The organism is Paracoccus sediminilitoris (assembly GCF_003259195.1).
In the GTDB taxonomy this organism is placed as follows: domain Bacteria; phylum Pseudomonadota; class Alphaproteobacteria; order Rhodobacterales; family Rhodobacteraceae; genus Paracoccus; species Paracoccus sediminilitoris.
This window is the reverse complement of sequence record NZ_QJPK01000006.1, coordinates 1-26,649: the sequence shown is the minus strand read 5'-3', so window position 1 is coordinate 26,649 and position 26,649 is coordinate 1. Positions and strand designations below refer to the sequence as shown.

Annotated in this window: 29 protein-coding genes; 12 read left to right on the top strand and 17 right to left on the bottom strand. The window is 64.3% G+C overall.

All coding sequences use genetic code 11. From position 1 onward, the window contains the following. Positions 1-95: 95 nt before the first annotated feature. From DKT70_RS07935 to DKT70_RS07925, 3 genes are all read right to left on the bottom strand, one after another. The gene (locus DKT70_RS07935) at positions 96-2,636 is read right to left on the bottom strand and encodes a putative PEP-binding protein (protein ID WP_111558634.1); all 2,541 of its coding nucleotides are present in this window, start codon (positions 2,634-2,636) and stop codon (positions 96-98) included. 76 nt (positions 2,637-2,712) lie between these two features. Beyond that, positions 2,713-3,330, bottom strand: coding sequence for a peptidylprolyl isomerase (locus DKT70_RS07930; RefSeq protein WP_072296012.1), 618 nt, complete (start codon positions 3,328-3,330; stop codon positions 2,713-2,715). Then, positions 3,323-3,829 carry a peptidylprolyl isomerase gene (locus tag DKT70_RS07925; RefSeq protein WP_072296013.1) on the bottom strand — a complete coding sequence of 169 codons (507 nt, stop codon included), beginning with the start codon at positions 3,827-3,829 and terminating at the stop codon, positions 3,323-3,325. The genes DKT70_RS07930 and DKT70_RS07925 overlap by 8 nt, the downstream gene beginning before the upstream one ends. Positions 3,830-4,023: 194 nt before the next feature. Here DKT70_RS07925 and DKT70_RS07920 point away from each other — a divergent pair, with 194 nt between their 5' ends. Next, positions 4,024-5,226 (top strand): phosphoglycerate kinase, encoded by a 1,203-nt coding sequence (locus DKT70_RS07920; protein WP_111558633.1) that lies wholly within the window; start codon positions 4,024-4,026, stop codon positions 5,224-5,226. 58 nt (positions 5,227-5,284) lie between these two features. Here DKT70_RS07920 and DKT70_RS18330 read toward each other — a convergent pair whose 3' ends face one another. The 5 genes from DKT70_RS18330 to scpA form a co-directional block, all read right to left on the bottom strand. Next, entirely contained in the window at positions 5,285-5,980 is a 696-nt protein-coding gene (locus DKT70_RS18330; RefSeq protein WP_233490478.1) for a hypothetical protein, read from the bottom strand. A 132-nt stretch (positions 5,981-6,112) separates the two neighbouring features. Then, positions 6,113-7,402 carry a homoserine dehydrogenase gene (locus DKT70_RS07910; protein ID WP_072296016.1) on the bottom strand — a complete coding sequence of 430 codons (1,290 nt, stop codon included), beginning with the start codon at positions 7,400-7,402 and terminating at the stop codon, positions 6,113-6,115. Between the two features lie 132 nt (positions 7,403-7,534). Then, positions 7,535-8,053: a hypothetical protein gene (locus DKT70_RS07905; protein WP_111558632.1), complete on the bottom strand. Its 519-nt coding sequence runs from the start codon at positions 8,051-8,053 to the stop codon at positions 7,535-7,537. A gap of 3 nt (positions 8,054-8,056) precedes the next feature. Then, positions 8,057-8,881 carry a glycosyl transferase gene (locus DKT70_RS07900; protein ID WP_111558631.1) on the bottom strand — a complete coding sequence of 275 codons (825 nt, stop codon included), beginning with the start codon at positions 8,879-8,881 and terminating at the stop codon, positions 8,057-8,059. 132 nt (positions 8,882-9,013) lie between these two features. Continuing rightward, complete coding sequence (scpA, locus tag DKT70_RS07895) at positions 9,014-11,146, bottom strand: methylmalonyl-CoA mutase (RefSeq protein WP_111558630.1); 2,133 nt, start codon at positions 11,144-11,146, stop codon at positions 9,014-9,016. Between the two features lie 57 nt (positions 11,147-11,203). Here scpA and DKT70_RS07890 point away from each other — a divergent pair, with 57 nt between their 5' ends. Together DKT70_RS07890 and DKT70_RS17770 are read left to right on the top strand one after the other, a co-directional pair. After that, positions 11,204-11,737 carry a DUF4174 domain-containing protein gene (locus DKT70_RS07890; RefSeq protein WP_233490477.1) on the top strand — a complete coding sequence of 178 codons (534 nt, stop codon included), beginning with the start codon at positions 11,204-11,206 and terminating at the stop codon, positions 11,735-11,737. Positions 11,738-11,827: 90 nt separating this feature from the next. Further along, positions 11,828-12,016 carry a hypothetical protein gene (locus DKT70_RS17770; protein ID WP_146612604.1) on the top strand — a complete coding sequence of 63 codons (189 nt, stop codon included), beginning with the start codon at positions 11,828-11,830 and terminating at the stop codon, positions 12,014-12,016. On the opposite strand, the gene DKT70_RS07885 is transcribed toward DKT70_RS17770, so the two are convergent. After that, positions 11,982-12,362: a hypothetical protein gene (locus DKT70_RS07885; RefSeq protein ID WP_111558629.1), complete on the bottom strand. Its 381-nt coding sequence runs from the start codon at positions 12,360-12,362 to the stop codon at positions 11,982-11,984. The genes DKT70_RS17770 and DKT70_RS07885 overlap by 35 nt on opposite strands. 65 nt (positions 12,363-12,427) lie before the next feature. Between DKT70_RS07885 and DKT70_RS07880 the strand changes: the two genes are divergently transcribed. After that, positions 12,428-12,844, top strand: coding sequence for a DUF4174 domain-containing protein (locus DKT70_RS07880; protein WP_111558628.1), 417 nt, complete (start codon positions 12,428-12,430; stop codon positions 12,842-12,844). A 76-nt stretch (positions 12,845-12,920) separates the two neighbouring features. On the opposite strand, the gene DKT70_RS07875 is transcribed toward DKT70_RS07880, so the two are convergent. The 6 genes from DKT70_RS07875 to DKT70_RS07855 all read right to left on the bottom strand — a co-directional run bounded on the left by DKT70_RS07875 (position 12,921) and on the right by DKT70_RS07855 (position 18,127). Next, positions 12,921-14,966, bottom strand: coding sequence for an acetyl-CoA carboxylase biotin carboxylase subunit (locus DKT70_RS07875; protein WP_111558627.1), 2,046 nt, complete (start codon positions 14,964-14,966; stop codon positions 12,921-12,923). 93 nt (positions 14,967-15,059) lie between these two features. Next, the gene (locus DKT70_RS07870) at positions 15,060-15,281 is read right to left on the bottom strand and encodes a hypothetical protein (protein ID WP_072296023.1); all 222 of its coding nucleotides are present in this window, start codon (positions 15,279-15,281) and stop codon (positions 15,060-15,062) included. 78 nt (positions 15,282-15,359) lie between these two features. Then, the gene (locus DKT70_RS07865; RefSeq protein WP_072296024.1) at positions 15,360-15,599 is read right to left on the bottom strand and encodes a hypothetical protein; all 240 of its coding nucleotides are present in this window, start codon (positions 15,597-15,599) and stop codon (positions 15,360-15,362) included. Between the two features lie 127 nt (positions 15,600-15,726). Further along, positions 15,727-16,143 (bottom strand): hypothetical protein, encoded by a 417-nt coding sequence (locus tag DKT70_RS07860; RefSeq protein ID WP_111558626.1) that lies wholly within the window; start codon positions 16,141-16,143, stop codon positions 15,727-15,729. A gap of 90 nt (positions 16,144-16,233) precedes the next feature. Then, positions 16,234-16,389, bottom strand: a complete 156-nt coding sequence (locus tag DKT70_RS18005; RefSeq protein ID WP_158529972.1) for a hypothetical protein — start codon at positions 16,387-16,389, stop codon at positions 16,234-16,236. Between the two features lie 205 nt (positions 16,390-16,594). Continuing rightward, positions 16,595-18,127, bottom strand: coding sequence for an acyl-CoA carboxylase subunit beta (locus DKT70_RS07855; RefSeq protein ID WP_111558625.1), 1,533 nt, complete (start codon positions 18,125-18,127; stop codon positions 16,595-16,597). 166 nt (positions 18,128-18,293) lie between these two features. Here DKT70_RS07855 and alr point away from each other — a divergent pair, with 166 nt between their 5' ends. From alr to DKT70_RS07825, 6 genes are all read left to right on the top strand, one after another. Beyond that, on the top strand, positions 18,294-19,310 hold the full coding sequence (gene alr / locus DKT70_RS07850; protein WP_111558806.1) for an alanine racemase: 1,017 nt from the start codon (positions 18,294-18,296) through the stop codon (positions 19,308-19,310). Continuing rightward, positions 19,307-20,071 (top strand): MlaE family ABC transporter permease, encoded by a 765-nt coding sequence (locus DKT70_RS07845; protein ID WP_111558624.1) that lies wholly within the window; start codon positions 19,307-19,309, stop codon positions 20,069-20,071. The genes alr and DKT70_RS07845 overlap by 4 nt, the downstream gene beginning before the upstream one ends. After that, entirely contained in the window at positions 20,068-20,772 is a 705-nt protein-coding gene (locus tag DKT70_RS07840; RefSeq protein ID WP_111558623.1) for an ABC transporter ATP-binding protein, read from the top strand. Before DKT70_RS07845 ends, DKT70_RS07840 begins: the two co-directional genes overlap by 4 nt. A gap of 153 nt (positions 20,773-20,925) precedes the next feature. Next, a complete protein-coding gene (locus tag DKT70_RS07835) occupies positions 20,926-22,002 on the top strand; it encodes a PhoH family protein (protein WP_072296030.1) in 1,077 nt (358 codons plus the stop codon). Then, positions 21,995-22,489 (top strand): rRNA maturation RNase YbeY, encoded by a 495-nt coding sequence (gene ybeY, locus DKT70_RS07830; protein WP_199559552.1) that lies wholly within the window; start codon positions 21,995-21,997, stop codon positions 22,487-22,489. Before DKT70_RS07835 ends, ybeY begins: the two co-directional genes overlap by 8 nt. After that, positions 22,489-23,430, top strand: a complete 942-nt coding sequence (locus DKT70_RS07825; RefSeq protein WP_111558622.1) for a hemolysin family protein — start codon at positions 22,489-22,491, stop codon at positions 23,428-23,430. The genes ybeY and DKT70_RS07825 overlap by 1 nt, the downstream gene beginning before the upstream one ends. 4 nt (positions 23,431-23,434) lie before the next feature. On the opposite strand, the gene DKT70_RS07820 is transcribed toward DKT70_RS07825, so the two are convergent. Then, positions 23,435-24,379, bottom strand: coding sequence for an alpha/beta fold hydrolase (locus DKT70_RS07820; RefSeq protein WP_111558621.1), 945 nt, complete (start codon positions 24,377-24,379; stop codon positions 23,435-23,437). A gap of 6 nt (positions 24,380-24,385) precedes the next feature. After that, on the bottom strand, positions 24,386-24,670 hold the full coding sequence (locus DKT70_RS07815) for an SCP2 sterol-binding domain-containing protein (protein ID WP_111558620.1): 285 nt from the start codon (positions 24,668-24,670) through the stop codon (positions 24,386-24,388). A 62-nt stretch (positions 24,671-24,732) separates the two neighbouring features. Between DKT70_RS07815 and DKT70_RS07810 the strand changes: the two genes are divergently transcribed. Together DKT70_RS07810 and DKT70_RS07805 are read left to right on the top strand one after the other, a co-directional pair. After that, positions 24,733-25,302, top strand: coding sequence for a tetratricopeptide repeat protein (locus DKT70_RS07810; protein ID WP_111558619.1), 570 nt, complete (start codon positions 24,733-24,735; stop codon positions 25,300-25,302). Positions 25,303-25,311: 9 nt separating this feature from the next. After that, the coding region (locus tag DKT70_RS07805; RefSeq protein WP_267895644.1) for a helicase-related protein at positions 25,312-26,649 on the top strand (1,338 nt) is incomplete at its 3' end.

Below are 26,649 nucleotides of genomic sequence, written 5' to 3'. Positions count from 1 at the left end.
CACCGGAATGTTCAGCTTCCGGCGGGAATTGGCACAAACGGCCAAAAGCGCCCCTAAAATGGGGGGGCGCGGGGTCGCAACTAAAGGTTGCAGAATCAATGGGATTCGCGCGTTTTCCGGCTGCGGATCGCGGACTGGGCGGCGGCCAGACGCGCCACCGGAACGCGGAACGGTGAACAGGACACGTAATCCACGCCCGCATCATGGCAGAAGGCGATGGATTCCGGGTTGCCCCCATGTTCCCCGCAGACCGAGATGGTGATCCCCGGCGACTGCCTGCGCGCGCGCTGGACACCCGTCAGGATCAGCTCTCCGACGCCGTCTTCGTCCAGGACGTGGAACGGGTCCTCGGCATAGACACCCTGACCGACATAGGTGCCCATGAACCGCCCCGCATCATCGCGCGACAGGCCATAGGTCATCTGCGTCAGGTCGTTTGTGCCGAAGGACAGGAATGCCGAATGGGCGGCGATGTCCCCCGCCCGCAGCGCCGCGCGGGGCGTTTCGACCATGACGCCAAGTCGATAGGTGAAATCGACGCGCCGTTCGTTGCGGACGGCGGCGGCGACGGCGTCGATGCGGGTCTTGACCAGTTCGACCTCGCGCATGGCGCTGACCAGGGGGATCATGATTTCGGGGACGACGGGATCGCCCTTGCGGCTGGCATCGACCGTCGCCTCGAAGATGGCGCGGGCCTGCATGTCATAGATCTCGGGGACGGTGATCCCCAGGCGGACGCCGCGCATCCCCAGCATGGGGTTGAATTCGGTCAGGGCCTCGACGCGGCGGATGACGTCCGACAAAGGCAGGTCCAGCGATTCCGCCAGTTCGCGCATGCCTTCGCGTTCATGGGGCAGGAATTCGTGCAGCGGCGGGTCGAACAGGCGGATGGTGACGGGCAGGCCGGCCATGATCTCGAACAGGCTGCTGAAATCCTTGCGCTGCATCGGCAGGATGCGATCCAGCGACAGTCGGCGGTCTTCGGGCGTGTCGGCAAAGATCATCTCGCGCATGGCGGGCAGGCGGTCGGCGTCAAAGAACATATGCTCGGTCCGGCACAGCCCGATGCCTTGGGCCTGAAAGCGGCGCGCGGTCTTGGCATCCTCGGGTGTGTCGGCATTGGCCCGGACCTTGAGGCCCCCCGCCTGCGCGGCCCAGTCCATCAGTTGGGTGAAGGCATCGTCCAGCGCCGGGGGCAGCAGGACGGCGCTGCCGGCCAGCACTTCGCCCGAACTGCCGTCGATGGTGATGACGTCGCCTTCCTTCAGCACCCGGTCGCCGGCGCGCAGGGTGCGGTTGCGGGCGTCGATGACGATGCCGTTCGCGCCGACGATGCAGGGCAGACCCAGCCCGCGGGCGATCACTGCCGCGTGGCTGGTCGTGCCGCCGCGTTCCGTCAGCACCGCGACCGAAGCATGCATGCCGCGGATATCCTCGGGGCCGGTTTCGCGCCGGACCAGGATGCAGGCGTCGCCGCGCGCATTGGCGGCCTGCGCCGCTGTGGCCGAAAACACCAGGTTGCCGGTGGCCGCGCCGGGGCTGGCGTCGATGCCGCGCGCAATCAGATCGCGGGGTGCGCGCGGGTCCACCTGATGGTGCAGCAGATCGGCCAAGGCACGGGGTTCGACCCGCATCAGCGCCTCGTCATGGGGAATGATGCCGTCGCGCGCCAGGCTGACCGCAATCCGCACGCCCGCCCGCGATCCGCGGGCCACGCGCACCGCGTCGATGACCGAGATCTGACCGCCGGTCACCACGAATTCGATCTGCATCTCCTCGCGCAGGCGCTTGCGGCAGGCGGCGCCGAATTCGCACAACGTAGCGAAAAGGTCGGGCGCGGTATCTTCCAGCGCCGGGCCGCGATCATCCTTGGTCAGGTACAGCGTCTCGGCGCCCTCGCCGATGGCGCCGCCGTGATGCTGGCCGCGGAAACGACCGGTGACACGCGGCGTGCCCGTGACCGGGTCGATGAACTGGATCGATCCCGACCCGCACAGTCCTGGCCCCAATGCCAGCGCCATTTCCTGCACCACCAACCCCAGGGGCGCATCGGCGGGCGCACCCTTGGCCTGGCGCAACAGCCGCGCCGTGGGGCCGTCCCAGGCCCGCGCCATGGACCGCAGAACCTGAGACAGCTGTTCGGCCGGGTCCTGGGGGAAGGGGGCGTCCATCTCGTCTTGATAGCTGCGCAGGGCCTGCGCCAGGGCGTCGGGACCATCCTGGGTGAACATGTCTGGGTCCAGCCGTGCAATATGGATCGCATAGCTTTGCACAAAGGACAGATAGACCGCATCGGCATTGGCCTGTCCGATCCGATCGACCAGCGTCCTGTGCAGCGCATCGTTGATGCCGACATTCAGCACCGTTCCCGGCCCGCCCCATTCCGGCATAACCGCCGAGGGGCGCACGCTGACCAGCCCGCTGCCCGAAAGAATGTCCTGCAGAACCTCGCAGCCAATGCTGCGCCCTTGGGCGATCAGGCGCACGGTGTTGCAGCATATGGCAAAGCTGCGCGGCACGGGCAGGTCCATGCGCACCAACCGTTGCAGGCATTTCGCCCGCCAGCCATGGCGTTCGCGGTCGATCCGCCCCGATGGGGTGATCAGCGTCGCCTCCGAAAGTTCAAGCTTGTTCATTGCACAGCAGCATGGCCCCGCCACGGCTGTGCCGCAAGTGCGAAAAAGGGGGCCGATGCCCCCTTTTCCAGTCGGATCAGGCGTCTTCGCCTTCTTCTTCGGCAATGGTGACGGTCATCATATAGTCGGGTTCGGACACCGCGCCATTGGCGGCGCTGTCGCCCTTCTTGATGGCGTCCAGCACGTCCCAGCCTTCGATCAGTTGACCGACGACGGTATATTCGCCGTTCAGGAAGGGGGCGGGGGCCAGATCGATGAAGAACTGGCTGTTCGCGCTGTTGGGGTCCATGGCGCGGGCCATGCCTACGGTGCCGCGGTCGAACTCGGTCTCGGTGAACTCGGCCTCCAGGTCCGGCTTGTCGGAACCGCCCATGCCGGCCTGCGCGGTGTCGCCGCCCTGCTTGCCATTCTGCACATCGCCGGTCTGGGCCATGAAGCCGTCGATCACCCGGTGGAAGACGACGCCGTCATAGGCGCCTTCCTTGGTCAGTTCGACCAGGCGGGCGACGTGGTTCGGGGCCAGGTCCTCGCGCAGGTCCAGGACGATGGTGCCCTTGGATTCGCCGGCCGCATCGGCGACCTCGATGACCATGTTCGGGCCGTCGGTATCCTCGACCTGCGGGTTGGCGGCCTGCGCCAGCGCCGATCCGGCACCAAGCGCGATGAATGCGGGGATAAGTGCCAGGTTACGCATCGGCAGCAACCTTGACCGAGATCATGCGGTCGGGGTTCACCGGCGGCTCGCCGCGCTGGATCTTGTCGACATGCTCCATCCCGGAAATAACGCGGCCATAGACCGTGTACTGACCGTTCAGGAAGTGGTTGTCGTTGAAGTTGATGAAGAACTGGCTGTTGGCGCTATTGGGGTTGGCCGAACGCGCCGCGCCGATCGTGCCGCGGTCATGGGGCAGCTTGGAAAATTCAGCCGGAAGGTCGGGCTTGTCCGAACCGCCGGTGCCTGCGCGGCCGGGGTTATAGTCCTTTTCCATGTTGGCGTTCTGGACGTCGCCGGTCTGGGCCATGAAGCCTTCGATGACGCGGTGGAACGCGACATTGTCATAGGCACCGGCGCGGGCCAGTTCCTTCATCCGTTCGGCATGCTTGGGGGCGACATCGTTTAGCAGCTCGATGACGACGGGGCCGTCCTTCAGCGTGATGATGATGGTATTCTCGGGGTCTTTGTAATCGGCCATAAGGCCCTCCTTTGGCATGTTCGACCCCTGATCTAGGCATTGTCCGCCCCAAGGGCAACGCGCGAAACCGTGACGGGTCCGCCGCGCGCCGCCACAGGCGGGAAGATGCGCAGGCCGGGACATCCCCGCAGTTGACGTCGCGCACGCCATCGGGGACAAGCCAAGACAACGCGCACAGCCCGAAAGGACGTCTCATGCCCAAGTTCAACACGCTCGACGATATGGATCTGGAAGGAAAGGTCGTCCTGACGCGCGTCGACGTGAACGTGCCGGTGGAAAATGGCCAGGTGACCGATACCACGCGCATCGACAAGATCATCCCGACCGTCAAGGACATTCAGGCCAAGGGCGGCATTCCCGTCCTGCTGGCCCATTTCGACCGCCCCAAGGGCAAGCGGGTCGATACCATGAGCCTGAAGCAGATCGTGCCCGCGCTGGAAGCGGCACTTGGCCAGCCTGTCGTCTTTGCCGACGACTGCATTGGCGGCCCAGCCAAGCGCGTCGTCGCCGCGCTGGAACCGGGCCAGATTGCGCTGTTGGAGAACACCCGCTTCCACGAGGGTGAGGAAACCAACGACGCCACCTTCGCCGCGTCGCTGGCGGCCCTTGGTGGGGTCTATGTGAACGACGCGTTTTCGGCCTCGCATCGCGCCCATGCCTCGACCGAAGGACTGGCGCGGCTGCTGAACGCCGCCGCCGGCCGCCTGATGGAGGCCGAGCTGCTGGCGCTGGAAGCGGCCCTGGGCGATCCGCAACGTCCCGTGATGGCGGTGGTCGGCGGCGCCAAGGTGTCGTCCAAGCTGGACCTGCTGACGAACCTTGCCGAAAAGGTCGATCACCTGGTCATCGGCGGCGGCATGGCCAACACCTTCCTGGTCGCCCAGGGCGTCGAGGTCGGCAAATCCCTGGCCGAACGCGACATGGCCGACACCGCACGGTCGATCCTGGAAAAGGCCGAGCAGACCGGCTGCAAGATCCACCTGCCGGTCGACATCGTCGTGGCGCGCGAATTCAAGGCCGGCGCCGAGAGCCAGACCCTGCCGGTCGCCGAATGTCCTGCCGACGCCATGATCCTGGATGCCGGTCCGCAGACCGTCGATGCCCTGCGCGAGGCGATGACCGCCTGCAAGACGCTGATCTGGAACGGCCCCCTCGGCGCCTTCGAGATCGAGCCCTTCGACGCCGCAACCAATGCCGCCGCCCAGGTTGCTGCCGAACTGACGCGCAATGGCCAGCTGGTGTCCGTCGCGGGTGGTGGGGATACGGTCGCCGCGCTGAACAAGGCGGGTGCGTCGCAGGACTTCACCTTCATTTCGACGGCCGGTGGCGCCTTCCTTGAATGGATGGAGGGCAAGACTCTTCCCGGCGTCGCGGCGCTGGAGGCGGCCAAGCACTGAGCCGGGCGTATAGCAATGCAAAAGGGGGTCGCGGTTGCGGCCCCCTTTCTTTTGATCATCAGCCGCGCCAGAGCCCGTCCAGAAGGCCACCGCGTCGTGGGGGTGCAGGTTCCGCCCTGTCCGCAGCCTTGGCTGGCTCTTCGGTGCGAGCGGCGGGTTCAGGCTGCGGGGCCGGTTCAGCCTGCGGGGCCGGTTCGGGCTGTTCCGCCATTTCGGGTCGTGCGGCCTCTGGTTCAGGTCGGGGTTCAGTCGGTGTGTCCGCATCTTTGGCTTGCTGGCTTGCCGCCGCACCGCTGCGATAGCTTTCCGCCTTTCGCAGCCATTCCGACGACGTCTCGCCCGTCATCTCGCCCGAGGCCTGACCTTGGCCGATCTCAGGCACCCCCTCGGTGGCGACGGTGATGGGACGTTGGAAGATGTTTCGCTGATCTGCCGTCAGATCCGCCGCGGCGGCAGGGCGGATGCCGAACAAAGTCAGGTGCTGGTTTGCAAGCGGAATGCTCATTCTTTGGCCTTTCGACGGGTTCGAGTTGTCTGATCCCATCCCTATCGGGCCGTCGAAACGGCAACGCCACGACATGTTCGTTAAGGTTTTATACACCAAGATCGCAGGAAACCTGGCCATTTCCCGGCTTGGCGTCGATAAGTCTGCACTTTTGTCAAGCACGTCAGCGGGATCGCCCGTGACGGTCGGTCCCGGCCATCCTTCGGGAACCAGTTTCTGATGCAAAGAAAAAATCTGGCCCGTCTTCACCTGCAGGCCGCAAGATGGGGGCCTTTGACGGCACTATCATCAGCTGAACGGTGAACGGTCGCGCAAGGCCCTGGGTGATTCTGTCGGGGCTCTGGCATGGGGCCGGGGGACCGTGAAGGCCCCCGGCTTCGCTCAGACTTCCTCGATCCGCAATTCGACGGGGTCGCTGACCAGAACGCCGGTGCGGGGCAGGGCTTCAATGGCGAAATCGATCGCCTCGGGGGTGGTCTTGTGGGTGACGACCAGCACGGGCACGCTGGCCGGGCTGTGCTGGCCATACTGACGCATCCGGTCGATCGAGATCCCGGCATCGCCCAGCACCGTCGCCACCTTGGCCAGTGCGCCCGGTTTGTCCTGCAATTCCAACCGGATGTAGTAGGCCGCGGGAATGGCCGTCCGGGCGGGCTGTGCCGCCTTGAGGTCGCTGGCGGGCTGACCAAAGACCGGCAGGCGCACACCGCGCGCAATTTCCACGATATCTGACAGGACGGCGCTGGCGGTCGGACCTTCGCCTGCGCCCGCACCGCGCAGCACGATCTGGCCTACGGCGTCGCCCTCGATGACGACCATGTTCGTGCCGCCGACCAGTTGGCCAAGCGGGCTGTCGGCGGGCACCAGACAGGGCGACATGCGCTGTTCCAGGCCCCGCGCGGTCATCTGCGCGATCCCCAGCAGCTTGATGCGGTATCCCATGTCCGACGCGCGGCGGATATCGTCGATGCTGATGCGCTCGATCCCCTCCAGCTCGACATCGCCAAAGCTGACCTGGGTTCCGAAGGCGATCGAGGACAGAATTGCCAGCTTGTGGCCCGCATCGATGCCGCCGACATCCAGGTTGGGATCAGCCTCGAGGTAGCCCAACTGGCGGGCTTCCTCGAAGACGGCCTCATAGGGCAGGCCGGCGCTTTCCATCCGCGTCAGGATATAGTTGCAGGTGCCATTCATGACGCCCATCACCCGGTTGATCTGGTTCCCGGCCATGGATTCGGTCATCGTCTTGATGACGGGAATGCCGCCTGCCACCGCCGCCTCAAAGCGGATGACGCGGCCCAGGCTCTCGGCCAGTTGTGCCAAGTGCTGACCGTGCATCGCCAGCAACGCCTTGTTGGCGGTGACGACATCCTTGCCGGACCGCAACGCCGCCTCGATCGTGTCGCGGGCCACGCCAGCATCGCCACCGACCAGTTCGACATAGACATCGACATCGTCGGCCGTCGCCACCGTCATCGGATCGCTTTCCCAACGATAGCCCGACAGATCCGCATCGCGGTTCTTCATTCGGTCGCGGGCCGAAACAGCGGTGATGCTGACCTGGCGACCGGACCGCTTAGCCAGCAGGTCGGCGTGTTTCTGAATGATCTTGACGACACCGATCCCGACGGTGCCAAGCCCGGCGATGCCAAGGCGGAGGGGGGACGACATAAGTGCCTCTCGTCTTTGATTTCGCGGGTGTTAGCCTGTGACGGGCCGTTCTGCAACGCGGGAAACAGGGGAAGACGGTGCTTGATGCTGCATGGGGCGGGTCCGGCGCGCTGAAAATGTCACAGACACGGTTTAGGGCGTGACATCCGCCATCCCGGCCCACTGGCCCTCGATCCCGGTGGCGCGCATGATCCGCACGACGCGTCGTGCCGCCGACAAGGTGTCGTCGCGGATAGCCGCGATGTCATCGGCGCCCATGTCGTCGGGATGACGTTCGCCCCGGGTGTTGATGAAGGTCGGATGCCACATGCCGGGCTGGTCGCCCGGTCGCCACGACGCATGGCACAACAGGTTGCGCAGCACCCGCAGCCGTCGCAGGTCGCGCGCCAACTGATCCAGGTCATCGGCCCCCTTGGCCGATGCGACAAAGCTGTCGATCAGCGTGCCAAGCGTGTCGTCGGCAATCTCCTCCATCCGCTGCAGCCAGGATTGCAGGGCCGTTTCCTCGGCATCCTGTCCCAGCCCCTTGCGGGTCAGGGAAAAGATGGCGCGCTTCAGCGCCTCCTCCAGGAAACCGAAGGCGGCGACGGCATGTCCGATGGCCAGCGCCATCTCGTCGGGCAGACGGTCAGGGGCGCGCGGCAATGCCATCGGTCATTCGCGCCACAGCTTGTCCACCCAGGTGGTTGGGCGGACGAAATGGCGGATATGCTTCAAGAAGCTTTCCCGCCGGTCGGGGGCAAAGGCCGCCTTCAGGTGCTGGGACGGGCTGCGTACCGGGTCGGCTTCGTCCCACCGGCCTGCGATGGCGTCGGGCGGGTTCAGGTTGCCGGGAAACATCACGATGCGCGTGCCCTTAGGGATGCGCGGTTCCTTCAAATAGTTCATCGGAAAGTTCGGGATGCAGTGAAAGCGGAAATGCGCCAGCCAGCCCTTGGGCCAGAACTTGACGCCGCCCGGCGCGTTGCGGGTCACGAAGCGCTGTTCGTATTTGTACTGATCGGCGATGCCCTGCGGATCGGCGCGGAATATCTGCTGCAGCGGCGCAAGATGTCCGACCGTCATGCGATAGACCGATGTCTGGCCCATTTTTTCGAGGGGCGTGTTGGGGTTGCGGCCAAGCACGGTATCGTTCGGATCGCCGAATTCAAAGAAGGGATCCAGGTTGCCCGTGACGATGACGTCCAGATCCAGGAACAGCACGACCCCCGTGACATCGCCCAGATCGCCCCATAGACGCGACTTGGGCCATTTGCCCTTGGTCCGCACCGGCGTATCATAGGCGAATTCCGGCAGCGGCCTGACGGCGACGTCGGGATGCAACCCGGTTCCGTCATCGGTGAAACAGAACAGCCGGAACGGAGGCGTGATGTTGCGCGCCACCATCGCGTGCAGGCGGTTGACGTATTCGGGCCCGAATTTCGCGCCCCACTTGATGCAGATGATCTGCTTGATCGCTCCGTTGCGTCCGTCGCTCATGTCGGGTCCTTGCCGTTTGCCCGCCAGCGTTTCACACGACCGCCGCCAAGACAACGCCTGCCGTGGCCATATCGGCATGATTGCGCAGGGGGTCCGGGGGGTGCGAAGCCCCCCGGCCGCCGCGGGACGCAATCATGGGCGCGTGGCGCGGATCAGCTTCAGGATGTCGGCCGCGGCCGAAGGGATGTTGGTTCCGGGCCCGAAGATCGCCTTGACGCCCGCCTTTTGCAGGAATTCGTAGTCCTGCTGTGGGATGACCCCGCCGCAGATGACCAGGATGTCGCCTGCGCCCGCATCCTTCAGCGCCTGGATCAGCTTGGGGGCCAGGGTCTTGTGCCCTGCGGCCTGGCTGCTGATGCCAATCACGTGGACGTCGTTGTCGATGGCGTCCTGTGCGGCCTCCTCGGGGGTCTGGAACAGGGGGCCGACATCGACGTCGAAACCGATATCGGCAAAGGCCGTGGCGATCACCTTGGCGCCGCGGTCATGCCCATCCTGGCCCATCTTGACGACCAGCATGCGCGGGCGGCGGCCTTCCTCCTCGGCAAAGGTTTCGACATCGCGCTGGATCTGGACAAAGCCTTCGTCGCCCTCATAGGCGGCGCCATAAACACCTGCCAGGGTACGCACCTCGGCGCGGTGGCGCCCGAATTCCTCTTCCATGGCCATGCTGATCTCTCCGACGGTTGCACGGGCGCGGGCGGCCTCGACGGCGGCCTCCAGCAGGTTGCCACCCTCGCGGGTGCGGCGGGTCAGTTCGGCCAAGGCCGCATCGCAGGCGTCCTGATCGCGGGTGGCGCGGATGCCTTCCAGTCGCGCCACCTGGGACGCGCGCACCTTGACGTTGTCCACGTCCAGGATGTCGATCGGATCTTCCTTGTCCTTGCGGTACTTGTTGACGCCGACGATCACGTCCTGGCCCCTGTCGATCAGGGCCTGGCGCCGCGCGGCCGTCTCCTCGATGCGCAGCTTGGGCATGCCGCTGGCCACGGCCTTGGTCATGCCGCCCATCTCCTCGACCTCCTCGATCAGCGCCCAGGCCTTGTCGGCCAGTTCCGCCGTCAGGTTCTCGATATAATACGACCCGGCCAGCGGATCGACGACATGGGTGATGCCCGTCTCCTCCTGCAGGATCAGCTGGGTGTTGCGCGCGATGCGGGCGCTGAAATCGGTCGGCAGGGCGATCGCCTCATCCAGCGCGTTGGTGTGCAGCGACTGCGTGCCGCCAAGCGCCGCCGACATCGCCTCGTATGCGGTGCGGATGACGTTGTTGTAGGGGTCCTGCTCCTGCAGGGACACGCCTGATGTCTGGCAATGCGTGCGCAGCATCAGGCTGCCCTGCTTGTTGGGTTCGAATTCCGACATGATGCGGTGCCACAGCAGGCGGGCGGCGCGCAGCTTGGCGATTTCCATGAAGAAGTTCATGCCGATCGCGAAAAAGAATGACAGCCGCCCCGCGAAGGCATCCACGTCCATCCCAGCAGCAATTGCCGCGCGCACATATTCGCGCCCGTCGGCCAGGGTATAGGCCAGCTCCTGGACCAGGTTCGCCCCGGCTTCCTGCATGTGATAGCCGGAAATCGAGATACTGTTAAATTTGGGCATCTCGGCCGAGGTGTATTCGATGATGTCCGCGATGATCCGCATGCTGGGTTCGGGCGGATAGATATAGGTGTTGCGGACCATGAACTCCTTCAGGATGTCGTTCTGGATGGTCCCGGACAGCACGGCGCGCGAATGGCCCTGCTCCTCTCCGGTGACGATGAAATTTGCCAGGATGGGGATGACCGCGCCGTTCATGGTCATCGACACGCTGACCTTGTCCAGCGGGATGCCGTCGAACAGGATCTTCATGTCCTCGACCGAATCGATGGCGACGCCGGCCTTGCCCACGTCCCCCTCGACCCGCGGATGGTCACTGTCATAGCCGCGATGGGTGGCCAGGTCGAAGGCCACCGACACGCCCTGCTGCCCCGCGGCCAGTGCGCGGCGATAGAAGGCGTTCGATTCCTCGGCCGTGGAAAAGCCCGCATATTGCCGGATCGTCCAGGGGCGGCCGGCATACATCGTGGCGCGCGGACCGCGGGTAAAGGGGCCGAAGCCGGGCAGGGTGCCCAGATGATCCAACCCTTCGACGTCGTCCTGGGTATAGAGCGGTTTGACCGCGATGCCTTCCAGTGTGTTCCAGGTCAGATCCTCGGGATCGCGACCCTTCAGTTCCTTCTGGGCAAGGCTCCGCCAGTCCTGCAGCGTGGGTTTTGTCATGATCCATCCTTTCCCGCGGCCCGTTCCACCCTATATTCAAGGTATGACGAGGTGCCGATGAAGTTCAAATTTCTGTTTTTCGTGATGGCCCTTTCGGCCATGGGACCCGGTCGCGATGCGCCGCCGCCCGATGCCGACAGCGTGCCCCGGTCCAACCCCGCGCGCCTGCCTCCCATCGCGCAAAGCAGCACAGAGCCCAACGATCCCGTGCTGCCGGCTGCCCCCGAAGCCAGCTTTCTTGATGCCGCCGATGTCGCGCCCGATGATTTCCTGTGGAAGCAGCGCCCCGTCGTGGTCTTTGCCGAAACGCCGGGCGATCCAGCCTTCGTCGAACAACTGGAGGCGCTGGAACGCGGTGCCGTGGCGTTGGCCGCCCGCGATGCGGTCGTGATTCTGGACACTGATCCTGCCGCGGACAGCATCTGGAGGCAAAGACTGCATCCGCGTGGCTTTTCGCTGGTGCTGATCGACAAGGACGGACAAATCAAGATCCGCCGACCCTCGCCCTGGGACGTCCGCGAGATCGGCCGCGCCATCGACCGGCTGCCATTGCGCCGCCAGGAAATAGGCCGGGGCAGCACCCTGCGATAGGCCGGGCCATGAAACTTGTGGAAATGCCCCGCGTTTCTTATATCATCAGACATGACGCACCGATCATCGGCGCGAAGAAGGGGACCGATCATGGCAGAACCGCGCAAGGAGCTTTCGACCCGGACCGTCGCCAAGACGCAGGCTGCGCCTAACCGTCGCCCTGAACAGACCGCCCGCCCCGATGCCAAGACGCCCGTTCTCAGCCGTGCCAATGAAATTGTGCGGGCCATCGGATTGCGTCCCATCACCGGCCTCTCGGGTCCGAAGATCGGGTACTGACCGCCTCCAGACGGGCGCGCATCTGCGCCAGTTCGTCGGGCAGGTGCCGGTTTAGCTGCGCGATGGTCTCTGCCTCGTCCGCGTCCAGCATCGCCTCGACCGCATCCGGTCCGCCTCTCAGGCACTCCGTCAGCACCCGGATGGCATGAATGCCGCAATCGCGCGTCTCGGCCATCAACGACAGGTAATCCCCCATCATCTGAGCGGCCCTTTCGCCATCGCGCCGCAGGCGGGCGTCGTGACTACGAGTCTGGGCGGCCACGACCAGCCAGCCGAAGGACAGGAACATCCCGGCAATGACCGCCTGCTGCGATTGTGGGCTGAGATAGGCGTCAAGCGGCGGCATCGAGACCTCGGCGGGAACCGTTCAGCGGGCCGGGGCGTCCTATTCTCAACCGATAGGAGAATTCGATGCGACAGGCCTGTCTTACAGCACTGTTTCTGGCATCCGCCCCCGCGATGTCCCCTGCCGATACCATGCGCAGCGGCGCGATGACGCTGAGCGTCACCCCGATCCAGCCCGATACCCTGACCAAATTGCAATGGACGTCCCGTCCCGTCGTGGTTCTGGGCGAGGGCCCCGAGGTCGAAGCGCAACTGGACGCGTTGCGGACGGAAACCCCCGCCCTTGTCGAACGCCAGGTGGTCGTCCTGACCGAAGGGCCGGGTGCCGCCGATCTGCGCGACCGGGTGGGGACAGGCTTCGCGGTCCTGCTGATCGGCAAGGACGGAGGCGTCAAGCTGTCCCAGACCACCCTGGTCGATCCCGCGCAGATCATCAGCCTGATCGACTCCATGCCCATGCGCCAGCGCGAGGCCGACGACTGATCCCCCGAATGACGGCACCCTGACGAACCACCAAAAGGTGATGGCGTGCAGGGATGCCGATATGCGGGGGCGCCGGTCATTCGAACTCCATGATGATGTCGTCCACCCGCAGGCTTTCGCCGGGCGCCGCATTGACGGATTTCACCACGCCCTTGCGTTCGGCCCGCAGGATGTTTTCCATCTTCATCGCCTCGACGGTCGCAAGGGGCTGACCTTCCTGAACCTCGTCGCCGGGGGCGGCATTGATCCGGACGACCAGGCCCGGCATCGGGCAGAGTAGGAATTTCGATGTGTCCGCCGGCTGCTTTTCAGGCATCAGGCGCGCCAGTTCGGCGGCCTTGGGACGGCGCACATAGACCCGCAGATCCGCGCCCCGGCTGCGGATGCGGAAGCCGGCGGCGATCTTTTCGATCTTGAGGACGATGCGCTGACCCTCCACCTCCAGCACGGCCAGTGACCGGCCGGGCAGCCAGTCGCTTTCGATCCGGACCCGGCGGTCGTTGATATGCACATCCGCCCCTTCGCTGTCGGCGATGACCCGGGTGGGCCATTCGCGCCCTGCGATGAAGACCACCCAGTTTTCACCCACCCGCCGTTCATGGTTGCCAAGCCGCCCGCTGATGCGCGTATCGCGGATTTCGGCGACGCGATGCATGGCGGCGGCCGCGGCGGCGATGCGTTCCAGCGCATCGTCATCCAGCTGCGCGCCTTGGAAACCGTCGGGATATTCCTCGGCGATGAAGGCGGTGGTGATGTTGCCGGACGCAAATTTGGGGTGGTCCATCACCGCCGACAGGAAGGGCAGGTTGTGGCCGATGCCCTCGACCTCGAATTCATCCAGCGCCACGCGCATGGCCTGGATCGCCTCCGGGCGGGTGGGGGCCCAAGTGCACAGCTTGGCGATCATGGGGTCGTAGAACATGCTGATCTCGCCGCCCTCATAGACGCCGGTATCGTTTCGCACGGCGGTCTCGCCATGCGCCGTGCCATGTGCCAGCCACTTGCCGCTGGCGACCATGGGACCCGCGGCGATTTCGGCAGGCGGGCGGTACCGCGTCAGGCGACCAATTGAGGGCAGGAAGTTGCGATAGGGGTCTTCGGCATAGAGCCTGCTTTCCATCGCCCATCCGTTTATCTTCAGATCCGCCTGTTCGAAGGCCAGCGGATCGCCTGCGGCGACACGGATCATCTGTTCGACCAAGTCGACGCCGGTGATCAGTTCGGTCACCGGATGTTCGACCTGAAGCCGGGTGTTCATTTCCAGGAAATAGAAGTTCCGGTCGCCATCGACGATGAATTCGACCGTGCCCGCACTGGTATAGCCGACGGCCTTTGCCAAGGCGACGGCCTGTTCGCCCATCGCACGGCGCGTCTCCTGGTCCAGGAACGGAGAGGGGGCCTCCTCGATCACCTTTTGGTTCCGCCGCTGGATCGAACATTCCCGTTCGTGCAGATAAACCGCGTTGCCATGGCTGTCGGCCAGGACCTGAATCTCGATATGCCGGGGCTGGGTGACGAACTTCTCGATGAAGATGCGGTCGTCGCCAAAGCTGTTCGCGGCTTCGGACTTGGAGCTTTCAAACCCCTCGCGGGCCTCATCGGCGTTCCAGGCGATGCGCATGCCCTTGCCGCCGCCCCCGGCGCTGGCCTTGATCATCACCGGATAGCCGATCTGGTCGCTGATCTTCGCCGCCTCTTCCGCATCGGCTATCAGGCCCATGTATCCGGGCACCGTGCTGACACCGGCTTCCTGCGCCAGCTTCTTCGAGGTGATCTTGTCGCCCATCGATTCGATCGCCCCCGAAGGCGGACCGATGAAGACGACGCCCTCGGCCTCCAGCGCTTCGGCGAATTTGCGGTTTTCCGACAGGAAGCCATAGCCAGGATGGACGGCCTCGGCACCCGACTGGCGGATCGCCTCCATGATCTTGTCGATCACGATGTAGGACTGATTGGCGGGGGCCGGTCCGATATGGATCGCCTCATCCGCCATCTTGACGTGCAAGGCGTTGCGGTCGGCGTCCGAATAGACCGCCACCGTGGCGATGCCCATCTTGCGTGCGGTCTTGATCACGCGACATGCGATTTCGCCCCGGTTGGCGATCAGGATTTTCTTGAACATGGGCTCCTCCCAGGACGCGACATGAAAAAGCCGCCCAAAGCATCGCTTTGGACGGCAATCAGTGCAGATCGCGCCGAAGCGCGGATCAGGGTGTTATTGGCAAAGACGAACGTCGTTGCACAGCGCCCCGCCGGCAGCGCCGATGGCAGCAGCTTTGTAAATGTCGCTTTCCTTGCGACCGCCGACCTTGGCGATGGTCGCACCGGCGGCTGCGCCGATGGCCGCGCGATCGACGTCGGTCGGCTGGATGTTCTGGGTGCAACCAGCCAGCGCCAAGGCGCTGAGGACGGCAGCAACGGCAAATGTCTTGGACATGTGTCAGATCCTGTCTTGAAAGTGTCGGGAACCGAACGCAGTCCCCGACGAAAAGGTTCGCCCCTTGGGGCAAATGGATCAGTAGCGACGCTGGCAGACGCCTGCGTCATCGCACAGGGCGCCGGCTGCACCGCCAAGTGCCGCACCGGTCGCGATGTCTTCGTCCAGAGCCTTGGCGATGACGGCACCGGCAACGGCACCGCCTGCGGCGCGCTGCGTGTCCGGCGACAGGCCGGTCTGCATGCTGGGATCGCAGGCTGCCAGGCCCAGAACCAGAGCCGAGATGCCACCGATGCGGATGAAGAGAGATTTTTGCATGAGAATGTGCCTGTCTTGAGAGGCCGTGTGCCGGCCGGTTGTGAATTACATCGGGTTATCGCATACCGAACCGTCACGTCAAACTGACATGCGTGTGACTTCAACAGGTTCAGCGCCAATTCGCCCATCAGACGTCGTCCCCGTCCTCGTCCATGTCGTCCCAGTCCATGTCGTCCCAGTTGAACTCTGGCGGCGTGTCCTTGGCGAACAGTTCGGGGAAGGAGGCTTCGGCGACGGCCATGTCGACCTGCAGCAGCTGGTCGTAATCGGCGGGGTCGAATTCGCCGACGGCCTTGACCTCGCGGCCGATCAGCCAGCCAAGACGGCCCGCGTCCAGGTTGCCGCGCACGAAGGGTTCGTCACCGAAATGGGCGATCAGTGCGGACAGAAAACCCGCATCGGCGCGCTTGTCGGGCGCCCGACGGTCGCGGAAGCGTTCGCGCTTGGTGATGGGGGTGGCACCCTTCTTGCGGTTTTCCCGCCGAATGGTGAACTGAAAGTCTGAACCGGGAAGACGCCCCGGAAAGCCGCGATGCTTCAGCATGGCATGGCCCCTTTGCTGTGATGCACGGGGGCGGCTTGGGCTGCGCGCGGGCAGGCTGGCCGCCCGCGCACGGATGTCGGACGATGCGTCTTAGCCGAATTTGCCCTGATAGACAGGCTCGGTCGTGACGGGGTTGACCATCGGCGCGGCAGGCGCGGTCGGCACATAGACGTCTGCGGGCTGCTGACGCTGGCAGGCGGCGAAGGCGGAAACCAGCACCAGGCCAAGGATGATTTTTTTGGACATGGAGAAACGCTCCTGTGATGGGGACGCGGTGGCGTCCTTCTGCTCGGGTTACAGTCGGCTTGTTGGATGGCCGACTTGCGCGGGATGATACAATCCCGCCCGTTCATCAGACAGGCATCCGTCACCGCCCCCGGCAAAAGCGGGCGACCCTGTGGCTTGGCTGCATCATTCACGCAGTTGTGCATCAGCGTTTCGTCCCCGGTGCTTACAGCGGAATGTTGTCGTGCTTTTTCCACGGGTTCGTCAGGCGCTTGCCACGCAGGCTGGCGAATGCGCGGGCGACGCGGCGGCGCGTGCTGCGCGGCTGGATCACCTCGTCGATGAAGCCCTTCTCGGCGGCGACGAAGGGGTTGGCGAAGCGGTCCTCGTAATCCTTGGTGCGGGCGGCAATCTTGTCGGTATCGCCCAATTCGCTGCGATAGAGGATCTCGACCGCGCCCTTGGCGCCCATCACCGCGATCTCCGCCGTGGGCCAGGCATAGTTAAAATCGCCACGCAGGTGCTTGGACGACATCACGTCATAGGCGCCGCCATAGGCCTTGCGGGTGATGACCGTGACCTTGGGCACCGTCGCCTCGCCATAGGCGAACAGAAGTTTTGCCCCGTGCTTGATGACGCCGCCATATTCCTGGCCCGTCCCGGGCAGGAATCCCGGAACATCGACCAGCGTCAAAATCGGAATTTCGAAGGCATCGCAGAAGCGCACGAAACGCGCCGCCTTGCGGCTGCTGTCGATGTCCAGACAACCCGCCAGCACCATCGGCTGGTTGGCGACGACGCCGACGGTCTGGCCCTCGATGCGGATGAAACCGATCAGGATGTTCGCGGCGAAATCCTTCTGGATCTCGTAGAAATCGCCCTCATCCGCAACCTTGGCGATCAGCTCCTTCATGTCATAGGGCTGGTTGGGGTTGTCGGGGATCAGCGTGTCGAGGCTGGGCTCGATCCGCGCGGGATCGTCGAAGAAGGGGCGGGTGGGTGCGCGTTCGCGGTTGTTCAGCGGCAGGAAATCGAAAAGGCGGCGGATCTCGGCCAGGGCCTCGACGTCATCCTCGAAGGCGCCATCCGCGACCGATGATTTCTTGGTATGGGTGCTGGCACCGCCCAGCTCTTCGGCGGTCACCACCTCGTTCGTGACGGTCTTGACCACATCCGGGCCGGTGACGAACATGTAGGACGTGTCCTTCACCATGAAGATGAAATCGGTCATCGCCGGCGAATAGACCGCCCCGCCCGCACAGGGTCCCATGATGACGCTGATCTGAGGGACCACACCCGATGCCATCACGTTGCGCTGGAAAACCTCGGCATAGCCCGCAAGGCTGGCGACGCCCTCCTGGATGCGCGCACCACCCGAATCGTTCAGGCCGATGACGGGGGCGCCGTTCTGCATGGCCATGTCCATGATCTTGCAGATCTTCTGCGCGTGGGTTTCCGACAGGCTGCCGCCGAAGACGGTGAAATCCTGGCTGTAGACATAGACCATGCGCCCGTTGATCGTGCCCCAGCCCGTGACCACGCCGTCGCCATAGGGGCGATCTTCCTCCATCCCGAAATCGGTGCTGCGATGGGCAACGAACATGTCGAATTCCTCGAAGCTGTCCTCGTCGACCAACAGTTCGATGCGCTCGCGCGCCGTCAGCTTTCCGCGACCATGCTGGGCGTCGATGCGCCGCTGTCCGCCGCCTAGACGGGCCTGGCTGCGACGGCGCTCAAGCTCTTGCAGAATGTCGGTCATGAAAGCCCCCTTGATGTCATCCGGACACGCTAGCGGGTGATGCAGGTGCAGCAAAGAAAATTCGGGAACATTTGCAAAGCACATACAAAATGACCAATGCAAATTGCAAATTTGCGAATGCCGCGCGGGTCTTGACGCGGGGGCGGTGCGGGGGCAATCCAGCGACATGGGATTGCAGATCGACATTTCGGCCATCACGGCCAATTACCAGGCGCTGGCGGCCAAAGCCCCCGGTGCGCGGGCCGCAGCGGTTGTCAAGGCCGACGCCTATGGGTTGGGTGCAGCACGGATCGTACCCGCCCTCTATCAGGCAGGCGCGAGGGATTTTTTCGTCGCATTGGCCTCCGAGGGCCGTACCATCCGCCCCCTGATCCCCGCCGATGCCACGATCAACGTGTTGTCGGGGCATATGGAGGGAGAGGACTTGACCGGCCTGGTTCCGGTCGTGAACAGCCCCGAGCAATTCTTCCGCGACCGCGCCATGCGTCCGGGCAAGCCTTTTGCGATCCAGCTGGATACCGGCATGAATCGCCTTGGCATGGAGGCGTCCGAATGGGCCGCCATTCGTGCCGAGGCCTTGGCCGCCGGTCCCGCCTTCATCATGTCGCATTTGGCTTGTGCGGATGAACCCGACCACCCGGCCAATGCCGCCCAGCTGGCAGCCTTTCGCAAGATGACCGAAGGCTGCAAGGTGCCGCGATCACTTGCTGCGACGGGCGGCATTCTGTTGGGGCCGGAGTATCATTTCGACATGGTCCGGGCGGGGATCGGCATGTATGGCGGCCTTCCCTATGCCGATGCGCGGCCGGTGGCGACCCTGTCCCTGCGGGTTATCCAGACCCGCGATGTCAAGGCAGGCGAGATGGTCGGCTATGGCGCCACTTGGCACGCGGAACGCGACAGCCGGATCGCCACTGTCGACGCGGGCTATGCCGACGGCATCCTGCGGGCGCTGTCCGGCACTGGCGCGCAACTGTATGCCGGTGACGTCGCCTGCCCGATCGTGGGGCGGGTTTCCATGGACCTGATCACGGTGGATGTGACGGGGTTGGGGACGGTGCCGCCGACGCTGGATTTGATCTGCGCGCATCAACCCATCGACCGCCTGGCCGATCTGGCCGGCACAATCGGGTACGAGATCCTGACAGCCCTTCGCCAGCGTTATCAGCGGACCTATTCGTGACCCCCATCCGGACGGTCGGACGCGCAGCGCTGCGGCTGACGCGCGGCATCGGTGCGGTGACGATCTTTGCGGGACGAGGGCTGGGCGGCCTGCGCCCTTTGCCCGGTCGCGCCCTTGGCCTGCAGCTGATCCAGATCGGCTGGCTGTCGCTGCCCGTGGTGGGGCTGACCGCGCTGTTCACCGGCGCCGCGCTGGCGCTGCAGATCCATTCCGGGGGTGAACGGTTCCAGGCGGGCGACGTGGTCCCGGCGATCGTCGCCATCGGCATGGTGCGCGAACTGGGTCCCGTTCTGGGGGGCCTGATGGTCGCCGCCCGCGTCGCCAGCAGCATCGCCGCCGAGATCGGCACCATGCGCGTCACCGAACAGATCGACGCGTTGGTGACCCTCTCCACCGACCCGATCCGATGGCTGGTGACGCCGCGCCTGTGGGCCGCGATCCTGTCGTTGCCGGTTCTGGTCGCGGTTGGCGACATCATCGGCATCATGGGCGGCTGGCTGGTGGGGACCGGATCGCTTGGGTTCAATTCGACGACCTATATCGCGAACAGCTGGGCCTATCTGGAATTCTGGGATGTCGCCTCGGGGCTGATCAAGGGCGCGGTGTTCGGGCTGATCGTGGCGCTGTCGGGCTGCTGGTTCGGGATGCGGTCGTCGCGCGGTGCCGCGGGCGTTGGTCGTGCCACCACCCAGGCCGTCGTCGGCGCGGCGGTGGGCATCCTGGCGGCGAATTTCGTCCTGACCGGGCTGTTCTTCCAATGATCGCGCTGCAGGATCTGCACAAATCCTTTGGCGAAAAGCAGGTGCTTGCTGGCGTAAACCTGCAGGTGGGGCAGGGCGAGAGCCTTTGCGTCATCGGGCAGTCCGGCACCGGCAAATCGGTGCTGCTGAAATGCATCCTGGGCCTGGTGCAGCCTGACCGGGGCAGGATCACCTGGCACGGCAGGCCGCTGGACCGTGCGGCCTTCATGGCCGGTTTCGGGATGCTGTTTCAGGGGGCCGCGCTGTTTGACAGCATGTCTGTCTGGCAGAACGTCGCGTTCCGGCTGCGCCAGCGGATGTCTGATGGCAAGGCCCGCGCCATCGCCTTGGACAAGCTGGCCCGCGTGGGGCTGGGTGCCGAAACCGCCGACCTGATGCCGGCCGAGTTGTCGGGCGGCATGGCCAAGCGGGTCGGGCTTGCCCGCGCCATCGCCGACGATCCGTCAGTAATCTTCTTTGACGAACCGACGACCGGGCTGGACCCGATCCGGGCGCGCGCGATCAATGCGTTGATCCGCGACATCGTCACGCAGACCGGCGCCACGGCGATCACCATCACCCATGACATGGATTCGGTCTGCGCCATCGGTGACCGGGTGGCGTTGCTGCAGTGCGGTCGGATCGTTCACGACGGACCGGTCGCCGGAATGTCGGACGCGCCGGAGTTGGCCGATTTTTTGGGCGTCGGGGTGGCGAAATAGACCCGCAATGCCAATATCGGATGCAACTTTTGTGCGATTGCAAAAGTTTTGCCGTAAACGGCGGCATTGCTGCCGCTGATGCCTTCAAGATCGGCTTGTGCGAATCCCCGTGGCTTGCCACCATTACAACAGACGCCTGAGCAGGAGAAACATTTGGGTCTTTCCCCAACGCCCCCCGTCACCACCCCTTCTGCAGAAACCCTGCTGGAGTTTCCTGACAACCGTCTGCTGATCGATCTGTGCGGCGCCAACGACACGCATCTGGCCCGGATCGAAGAAGCCTTGGGCGTGCATATCCTGCGCCGCGGCAATCAGATCGCCATCGTCGGCGGCCCCGAGGCGCAGTCCGAGGCTGCGCAGCTGCTGAACGGTCTTTACGCGCGTCTTGAACAGCACCGCCCCGTCACCCCCGCCGAGGTCGAGGCCGCGCTGCGCATGGGCATCGAACCCGCAGGCGAGGTAACCCGCGACGAACAGCTTGAAATGTTCGCACAGGGCAATTTCGAATTGCGCACCCGCAAGAAATCGGTCGAGCCGCGCACCGATGCGCAGAAGGCCTATGTCCGGGCGCTGTTCCAGAACGAGCTGGCATTCGGCATCGGACCTGCGGGCACGGGCAAGACCTATCTGGCCGTCGCAGTGGGCGTCACCATGCTGATCCAGGGTGAGGTCGACAAGATCATCCTGTCGCGTCCCGCGGTCGAGGCCGGCGAAAGACTGGGCTTTCTTCCCGGCGACATGAAGGAGAAGGTCGATCCCTATATGCAGCCGCTCTATGATGCGCTGAACGACTTTCTTCCCGGCAAGCAGATGCAGAAGCTGATGGAAGAAAAGCGCATCGAGATCGCGCCCTTGGCCTTCATGCGTGGGCGCACCTTGTCGCGTGCCTTCGTGGTACTGGACGAGGCGCAGAACGCCAGCAGCATGCAGATGAAGATGTTCCTGACCCGTCTTGGCGAAGGTTCGCGGATGGTCATCACCGGCGACCGGACCCAGATCGACCTGCCGCGCGGGATGCAGTCGGGGCTGATCGATGCCGAAAAGGTCCTGAAGGATGTCAAGGGTATCAGCTTCAGCTATTTCACCGCAGATGACGTCGTGCGCCATCCGCTTGTCGCGCGCATCATCAAGGCGTATGACGCCGAGGAAATCGCGGCAGTGGCCCGCGGCCAGACAGAGGAAGCGCGCGGTCAATATGTTCCGCGCCGTGCAATGCGAAGCGATGGCTGAGGACATAACGGTCGACTGCGTCCTGGAGGATGGCCGATGGCAGGCCGCGGATCTGGAGGGATTGGCGGCCCGTGCCGTCACCGCCACCCTGACATGGCTGGAAACCGGCGGTGAGGTTGTGGTCATGGGCTGCGATGACGCCCGGATCGCGGCATTGAACGCCGATTTTCGCGGCAAGCCCAAGGCCACCAACGTCTTATCCTGGCCCGCCGAGGAGCACGAGCCGCATGCGCCGGGCGAACGCCCAGATCTGCCGCAGAATGACGAGTTGGGCGACATCGCAATCGCCTATGAAACCTGCATGGCCGAAGCGCGGGCGCAGGCCAAATCCTTCGACGATCACGTGACTCATCTGCTGGTGCATGCAACTTTGCATCTGATGGGGTATGATCACCTGAACGACCCGGATGCCGAATTGATGGAAGCATCCGAGCGCGCAATCCTTGCGACCCTGAACATAGCAGACCCCTACCGGGAGACAGATTGATGAATTCGGAAGCCCGATTACCCGACTATTCCGCCGATGAAGCCCCGAGCCCAAGGGTGGACATCGCCGTGGACGAGGAACGCGAAAGTCCAAATCGCGGCTTCTTCGGTCGGGTCTTTCACGCATTGACGAATTCAGAAACCCAGGATGATGAAGGCGAAGCGTCAGAAGATCGCCATTCGGGCAAACCCGGATTGGTCAACCTGCGCCGGATGCGCGTCGATGACGTCGCCATTCCCAAGGTCGAGATCATCGCCGCCCCGGCCAATATCACCTTGCCCGACCTGGTCGAAATGTTCCGCGAACACGGGTTTTCCCGCATTCCGGTCTTTCGCGGGACGCTTGACAGCCCGCTTGGCCTGATCCACCTGAAGGACTTGGCGTTGAAGCACGGGTTCGGCGAGGGCGGCAAGTTCACCTTGCGGCCCATGCTGCGGCCGCTTCTTTATGTCCCGCCATCGATGCCCATCGGCGTCCTGCTGCAGCAGATGCAGCAGAAGCGCACGCATATGGCGCTGGTCATCGATGAATATGGCGGAGTCGACGGTCTGGTCACCATCGAGGATCTGATCGAGCAGGTCATCGGCGAGATCGAGGACGAACATGACGAGGTCGAAGGCGGCCTCTGGGTGCGTGAAAAGCCCGGCCAGTGGTTCATCCAGGCCCGCGCCAGCCTGTCCGACATCGAAGAGGAAACCGGCCTGCATCTGCTGGACGAGGAGGTAGATGAAGAGGTCGATACCCTTGGCGGTCTGATCTTCATGTTGGCCGGGCGCGTTCCGCTTCGCGGCGAGGTGATCAGCCATCCTTCGGGCGCCGAGTTCGAAGTGGTCGAGGCCGATCCGCGTCGCCTGAAGCGGATCCGGCTGCGTATGCCAAGCGTTGCCACGCCTTCCGAACGCCCGCTGACGCGCAAAGCGGAGCCTGAACGAGAAGATTGATCGGTCAGCTTGCCTCGAAATGGGCCACCATCGCGTCGATGAAGGCATCGCGACGGTCGGGTGTTTCCAGCAGGATCTCATGCCGGGCGCCCTCGACCTCTAACAGGCGGGCCTTGGGCCAGCTTGCGACGCGATCGCGGATGGCCCGGGCCGAGACCACCTTTTCTTCGGTTCCCAGGCCGACCAGCGTCGGCACGTCAGGCGACGCGATGCGTGACAGGCGAGAACATTCGTTCAGCGCCTTGCCCACCCAATCGAAGCTGGCTCCGCCGATGGTCAGGTCTGGCCACGCCGCAGCTTCGCGCATCAGGCGGGTCCATTCATCGACATTTCCCGTCAGAAGGTTCGCGTTGAAGCTCTCCTCGAGGGTATAGGTGGCGTTGGCACCGCCGCTTCCGGGCGCGACCAGCCCGCCGCGCCCCAGACGGCCCGCCAGATAGGCGATGCCAAGGGCTGCCCCGTGCTGGAAACGGCGCAGGTTGATCCCCCACATCGGGGCTGAAAAGACCGCGGTTCGAACCGGCAGGTCGTTTTCCAGGGCGGCAAGACCGATGCAGCCGCCCATGGAGTGGGCTAGAAGATGCCAGGGTTCAGGCAATCCGATATGCTGACCTGCCACGACCATCTCGATCACATCGCGCTGATAGTCGGAAAATTCGATGATGTGACCGGGCCGGGGGTCATCCTGCAACCGGTCGGACATGCCCTGACCGCGCCAGTCGATGGCCAGGACCGCATATCCGCGATCCGTCAGCCGTCGGGCGACGGGGGCATATTTTTCGATGTATTCGGTGCGGCCGGGAAACAGAAGGACGGTGCCGTGCGGCCCGGTAACCTCTGGTTCCCAAAGGCCAAGGCGCAGGCGCTTTCCATCATCGGCCGTGACGAAGAAGGCGCTGGCCGGGGCCAGCCGATCGTCGGGAAGCTGATGGAAGGGCGCCTGCTGCATCTGTGTTCAGGACAGTTTCTGTCCCAGCTGCATGGCGACGCCCATCGAACCGTCGACCTTCAGCTTGCCGGTCATGAAGGCGGTGGCGGGGTTGATGTCGCCGTTCAGGATGCCTTCGAACGTGTCGCGGTTGGCGGTCAGGGTCACTTCGGACTCTTCATCGCCAGCGCGCACGCCGTTTTCGTCGATCATGATCGCGCCTTCATCTTCGATCACGAATTTGGCGGTCGAATCGAAGCTGTCGATCTTTTCGCTCAGCTTGCGGACGGCTGCGTTCACAACATCGCTCATTTTGTACCTCATGGTGCGCTTTGGCTGGCACCCCGCCTGCTGGCCGGGTTACAGCTTGCAATATGAAGACGTCCGGTCCGCTTTTCCATACTGCCGTCGCGGCATTGCGACAGAAGGTACTGACGATTTTCATCGTTGTTGCCGCAGCGCTGCCTGCGCTGTCCCAGGACGATGCCTTTGCCCGCCTGGCCGAACCCCAGGGCGAGGGCTGGCGGATCGCGGAAAGCGACATCCTGCGGGACTGGTCGCGGTCGGGTTCCGCGTCGATGGATCTGCTCTTGAAGCGCGGAGAAGAGGCGCTGGACCTGGGCGACATCCCGACGGCCATCGGGCATCTGACCGCGCTGACCGATCATGCGCCCGATTTCGCCGCAGGTTTCCAGGCGCGGGCGGCGGCCTATGCAGCGGCGGGCGAATTCGGACCCGCCATGGCCGATCTGGCACGCACGCTTGAACTGGAGCCCCGACAATTCCAGGCGCTGACCCAACTGGGCAGCATGCTGGAGGAAATGGGCGAGGATGACCGTGCCCTGACCGCATATCGTCAAAGCCTGACGATCCACCCCCACCAGCAAGAAGCGATCGATGGCGTGGCACGTCTGGAACGCAAGGCACTTGGTACCGATATCTAGGCAATGAACATGATGACGCGCGGACGGGTCACCGCCATTCTGGGCCCCACGAACACCGGCAAGACGCATGAGGCCATCTCGCGGATGCTGGGCCATCGCACTGGCGTCATCGGGCTGCCGCTGCGCCTTCTGGCGCGCGAGGTCTATGACCGCATCGTCAAGGCGCGCGGTCCATCCGTTGTGGCGCTGGTCACCGGCGAGGAACGCATCATCCCCGATCGCGTGCAGTATTGGGTGGCCACCACCGAGGCCATGCCCGACATCGCCACCGATTTCGTGGCCATCGACGAGATTCAGCTTTGCGCCGATCCGGGGCGCGGTCATGTCTTCACCGACCGGTTGCTGAACATGCGTGGCACCAAGGAGACGTTGCTGCTGGGCAGTTCCACCATGCGGCCCGCCATCGCCGCACTGATCCCCGACGTGCATTTCGTCCAGCGCCCCCGCATGTCGCAGTTGTCCTGGGCGGGGTCCAAGAAGCTGTCGCGCATGCCCGCCCGCAGCGCCATCGTGGGCTTCAGCGTCGATGACGTCTATGCCATGGCCGAGCTGATCCGCCGCCAGAAGGGCGGCTGCGCGGTCGTCATGGGTGCGCTGTCACCCCGCACCCGCAACGCGCAGGTGGCGATGTATCAAAGCGGCGAGGTCGATTACCTTGTGGCGACGGATGCCATCGGCATGGGCCTGAACCTCGACATCAAGCATGTGGCCTTCAGCGCCACGCATAAGTTCGACGGTCGCCGCGTGCGCGAGCTGTTCCCGCACGAGATGGGCCAGATCGCCGGGCGGGCCGGGCGTCACACCGAATCCGGCACCTTCGGCGTCACGGGCGAGGCCGAGACCTTGGACCCCGGCCTGGTCGAGGCGCTGGAAAGCCACCGCTTCGCCCCGATCAGCCGTCTTGTCTGGCGGAACGCGCGGCTGGAATTTGGCACGATGGACCGCCTTGTCGAAAGCCTGGAAGCCGGATCGGGGCAGGAGCTTCTGGGCCGCGGGCGCGAGGCCGATGACGTCGCCACGCTGAAGATCCTGCGCGAACTGCCCGAGATCAAGGATCGCGTGCGCGGCGGCAAGGATGTCCGGCTGCTGTGGGACGTCTGCCGGGTGCCCGATTTCCGCGGCATCAGCCAGATGGAGCATGCGACGCTTCTGGCGCGAATCTTCGGCTTCCTGCAGGATGGGACCATCCCGGCGGATTGGCTGGACCGCTCGATCAAGCGGATCGACAAGACGCATGGGGATATCGACGCCATCTCGAAACGGCTGGCCTATATCCGAACCTGGACCTATGTCGCGCAAAGAACCGGATGGGTTCAGGACGAAAAGCATTGGCGCGGCGAGACACGC

Excerpts from the sequence above, each read along its gene's own strand:
- DKT70_RS07935 (WP_111558634.1), bottom strand. The coding sequence starts at position 2,636 with ATGAACAAGCTTGAACTTTCGGAGGCGACGCTGATCACCCCATCGGGG.
- DKT70_RS07930 (WP_072296012.1), bottom strand. The coding sequence starts at position 3,330 with ATGCGTAACCTGGCACTTATCCCCGCATTCATCGCGCTTGGTGCCGGA.
- DKT70_RS07925 (WP_072296013.1), bottom strand. The coding sequence starts at position 3,829 with ATGGCCGATTACAAAGACCCCGAGAATACCATCATCATCACGCTGAAG.
- DKT70_RS07920 (WP_111558633.1), top strand. The coding sequence starts at position 4,024 with ATGCCCAAGTTCAACACGCTCGACGATATGGATCTGGAAGGAAAGGTC.
- DKT70_RS07910 (WP_072296016.1), bottom strand. The coding sequence starts at position 7,402 with ATGTCGTCCCCCCTCCGCCTTGGCATCGCCGGGCTTGGCACCGTCGGG.
- DKT70_RS07905 (WP_111558632.1), bottom strand. The coding sequence starts at position 8,053 with ATGGCATTGCCGCGCGCCCCTGACCGTCTGCCCGACGAGATGGCGCTG.
- DKT70_RS07900 (WP_111558631.1), bottom strand. The coding sequence starts at position 8,881 with ATGAGCGACGGACGCAACGGAGCGATCAAGCAGATCATCTGCATCAAG.
- scpA (WP_111558630.1), bottom strand. The coding sequence starts at position 11,146 with ATGACAAAACCCACGCTGCAGGACTGGCGGAGCCTTGCCCAGAAGGAA.
- DKT70_RS07890 (WP_233490477.1), top strand. The coding sequence starts at position 11,204 with ATGAAGTTCAAATTTCTGTTTTTCGTGATGGCCCTTTCGGCCATGGGA.
- DKT70_RS17770 (WP_146612604.1), top strand. The coding sequence starts at position 11,828 with ATGGCAGAACCGCGCAAGGAGCTTTCGACCCGGACCGTCGCCAAGACG.
- DKT70_RS07885 (WP_111558629.1), bottom strand. The coding sequence starts at position 12,362 with ATGCCGCCGCTTGACGCCTATCTCAGCCCACAATCGCAGCAGGCGGTC.
- DKT70_RS07880 (WP_111558628.1), top strand. The coding sequence starts at position 12,428 with ATGCGACAGGCCTGTCTTACAGCACTGTTTCTGGCATCCGCCCCCGCG.
- DKT70_RS07875 (WP_111558627.1), bottom strand. The coding sequence starts at position 14,966 with ATGTTCAAGAAAATCCTGATCGCCAACCGGGGCGAAATCGCATGTCGC.
- DKT70_RS07870 (WP_072296023.1), bottom strand. The coding sequence starts at position 15,281 with ATGTCCAAGACATTTGCCGTTGCTGCCGTCCTCAGCGCCTTGGCGCTG.
- DKT70_RS07865 (WP_072296024.1), bottom strand. The coding sequence starts at position 15,599 with ATGCAAAAATCTCTCTTCATCCGCATCGGTGGCATCTCGGCTCTGGTT.
- DKT70_RS07860 (WP_111558626.1), bottom strand. The coding sequence starts at position 16,143 with ATGCTGAAGCATCGCGGCTTTCCGGGGCGTCTTCCCGGTTCAGACTTT.
- DKT70_RS18005 (WP_158529972.1), bottom strand. The coding sequence starts at position 16,389 with ATGTCCAAAAAAATCATCCTTGGCCTGGTGCTGGTTTCCGCCTTCGCC.
- DKT70_RS07855 (WP_111558625.1), bottom strand. The coding sequence starts at position 18,127 with ATGACCGACATTCTGCAAGAGCTTGAGCGCCGTCGCAGCCAGGCCCGT.
- alr (WP_111558806.1), top strand. The coding sequence starts at position 18,294 with ATGGGATTGCAGATCGACATTTCGGCCATCACGGCCAATTACCAGGCG.
- DKT70_RS07840 (WP_111558623.1), top strand. The coding sequence starts at position 20,068 with ATGATCGCGCTGCAGGATCTGCACAAATCCTTTGGCGAAAAGCAGGTG.
- ybeY (WP_199559552.1), top strand. The coding sequence starts at position 21,995 with ATGGCTGAGGACATAACGGTCGACTGCGTCCTGGAGGATGGCCGATGG.
- DKT70_RS07825 (WP_111558622.1), top strand. The coding sequence starts at position 22,489 with ATGAATTCGGAAGCCCGATTACCCGACTATTCCGCCGATGAAGCCCCG.
- DKT70_RS07820 (WP_111558621.1), bottom strand. The coding sequence starts at position 24,379 with ATGCAGCAGGCGCCCTTCCATCAGCTTCCCGACGATCGGCTGGCCCCG.
- DKT70_RS07815 (WP_111558620.1), bottom strand. The coding sequence starts at position 24,670 with ATGAGCGATGTTGTGAACGCAGCCGTCCGCAAGCTGAGCGAAAAGATC.
- DKT70_RS07810 (WP_111558619.1), top strand. The coding sequence starts at position 24,733 with ATGAAGACGTCCGGTCCGCTTTTCCATACTGCCGTCGCGGCATTGCGA.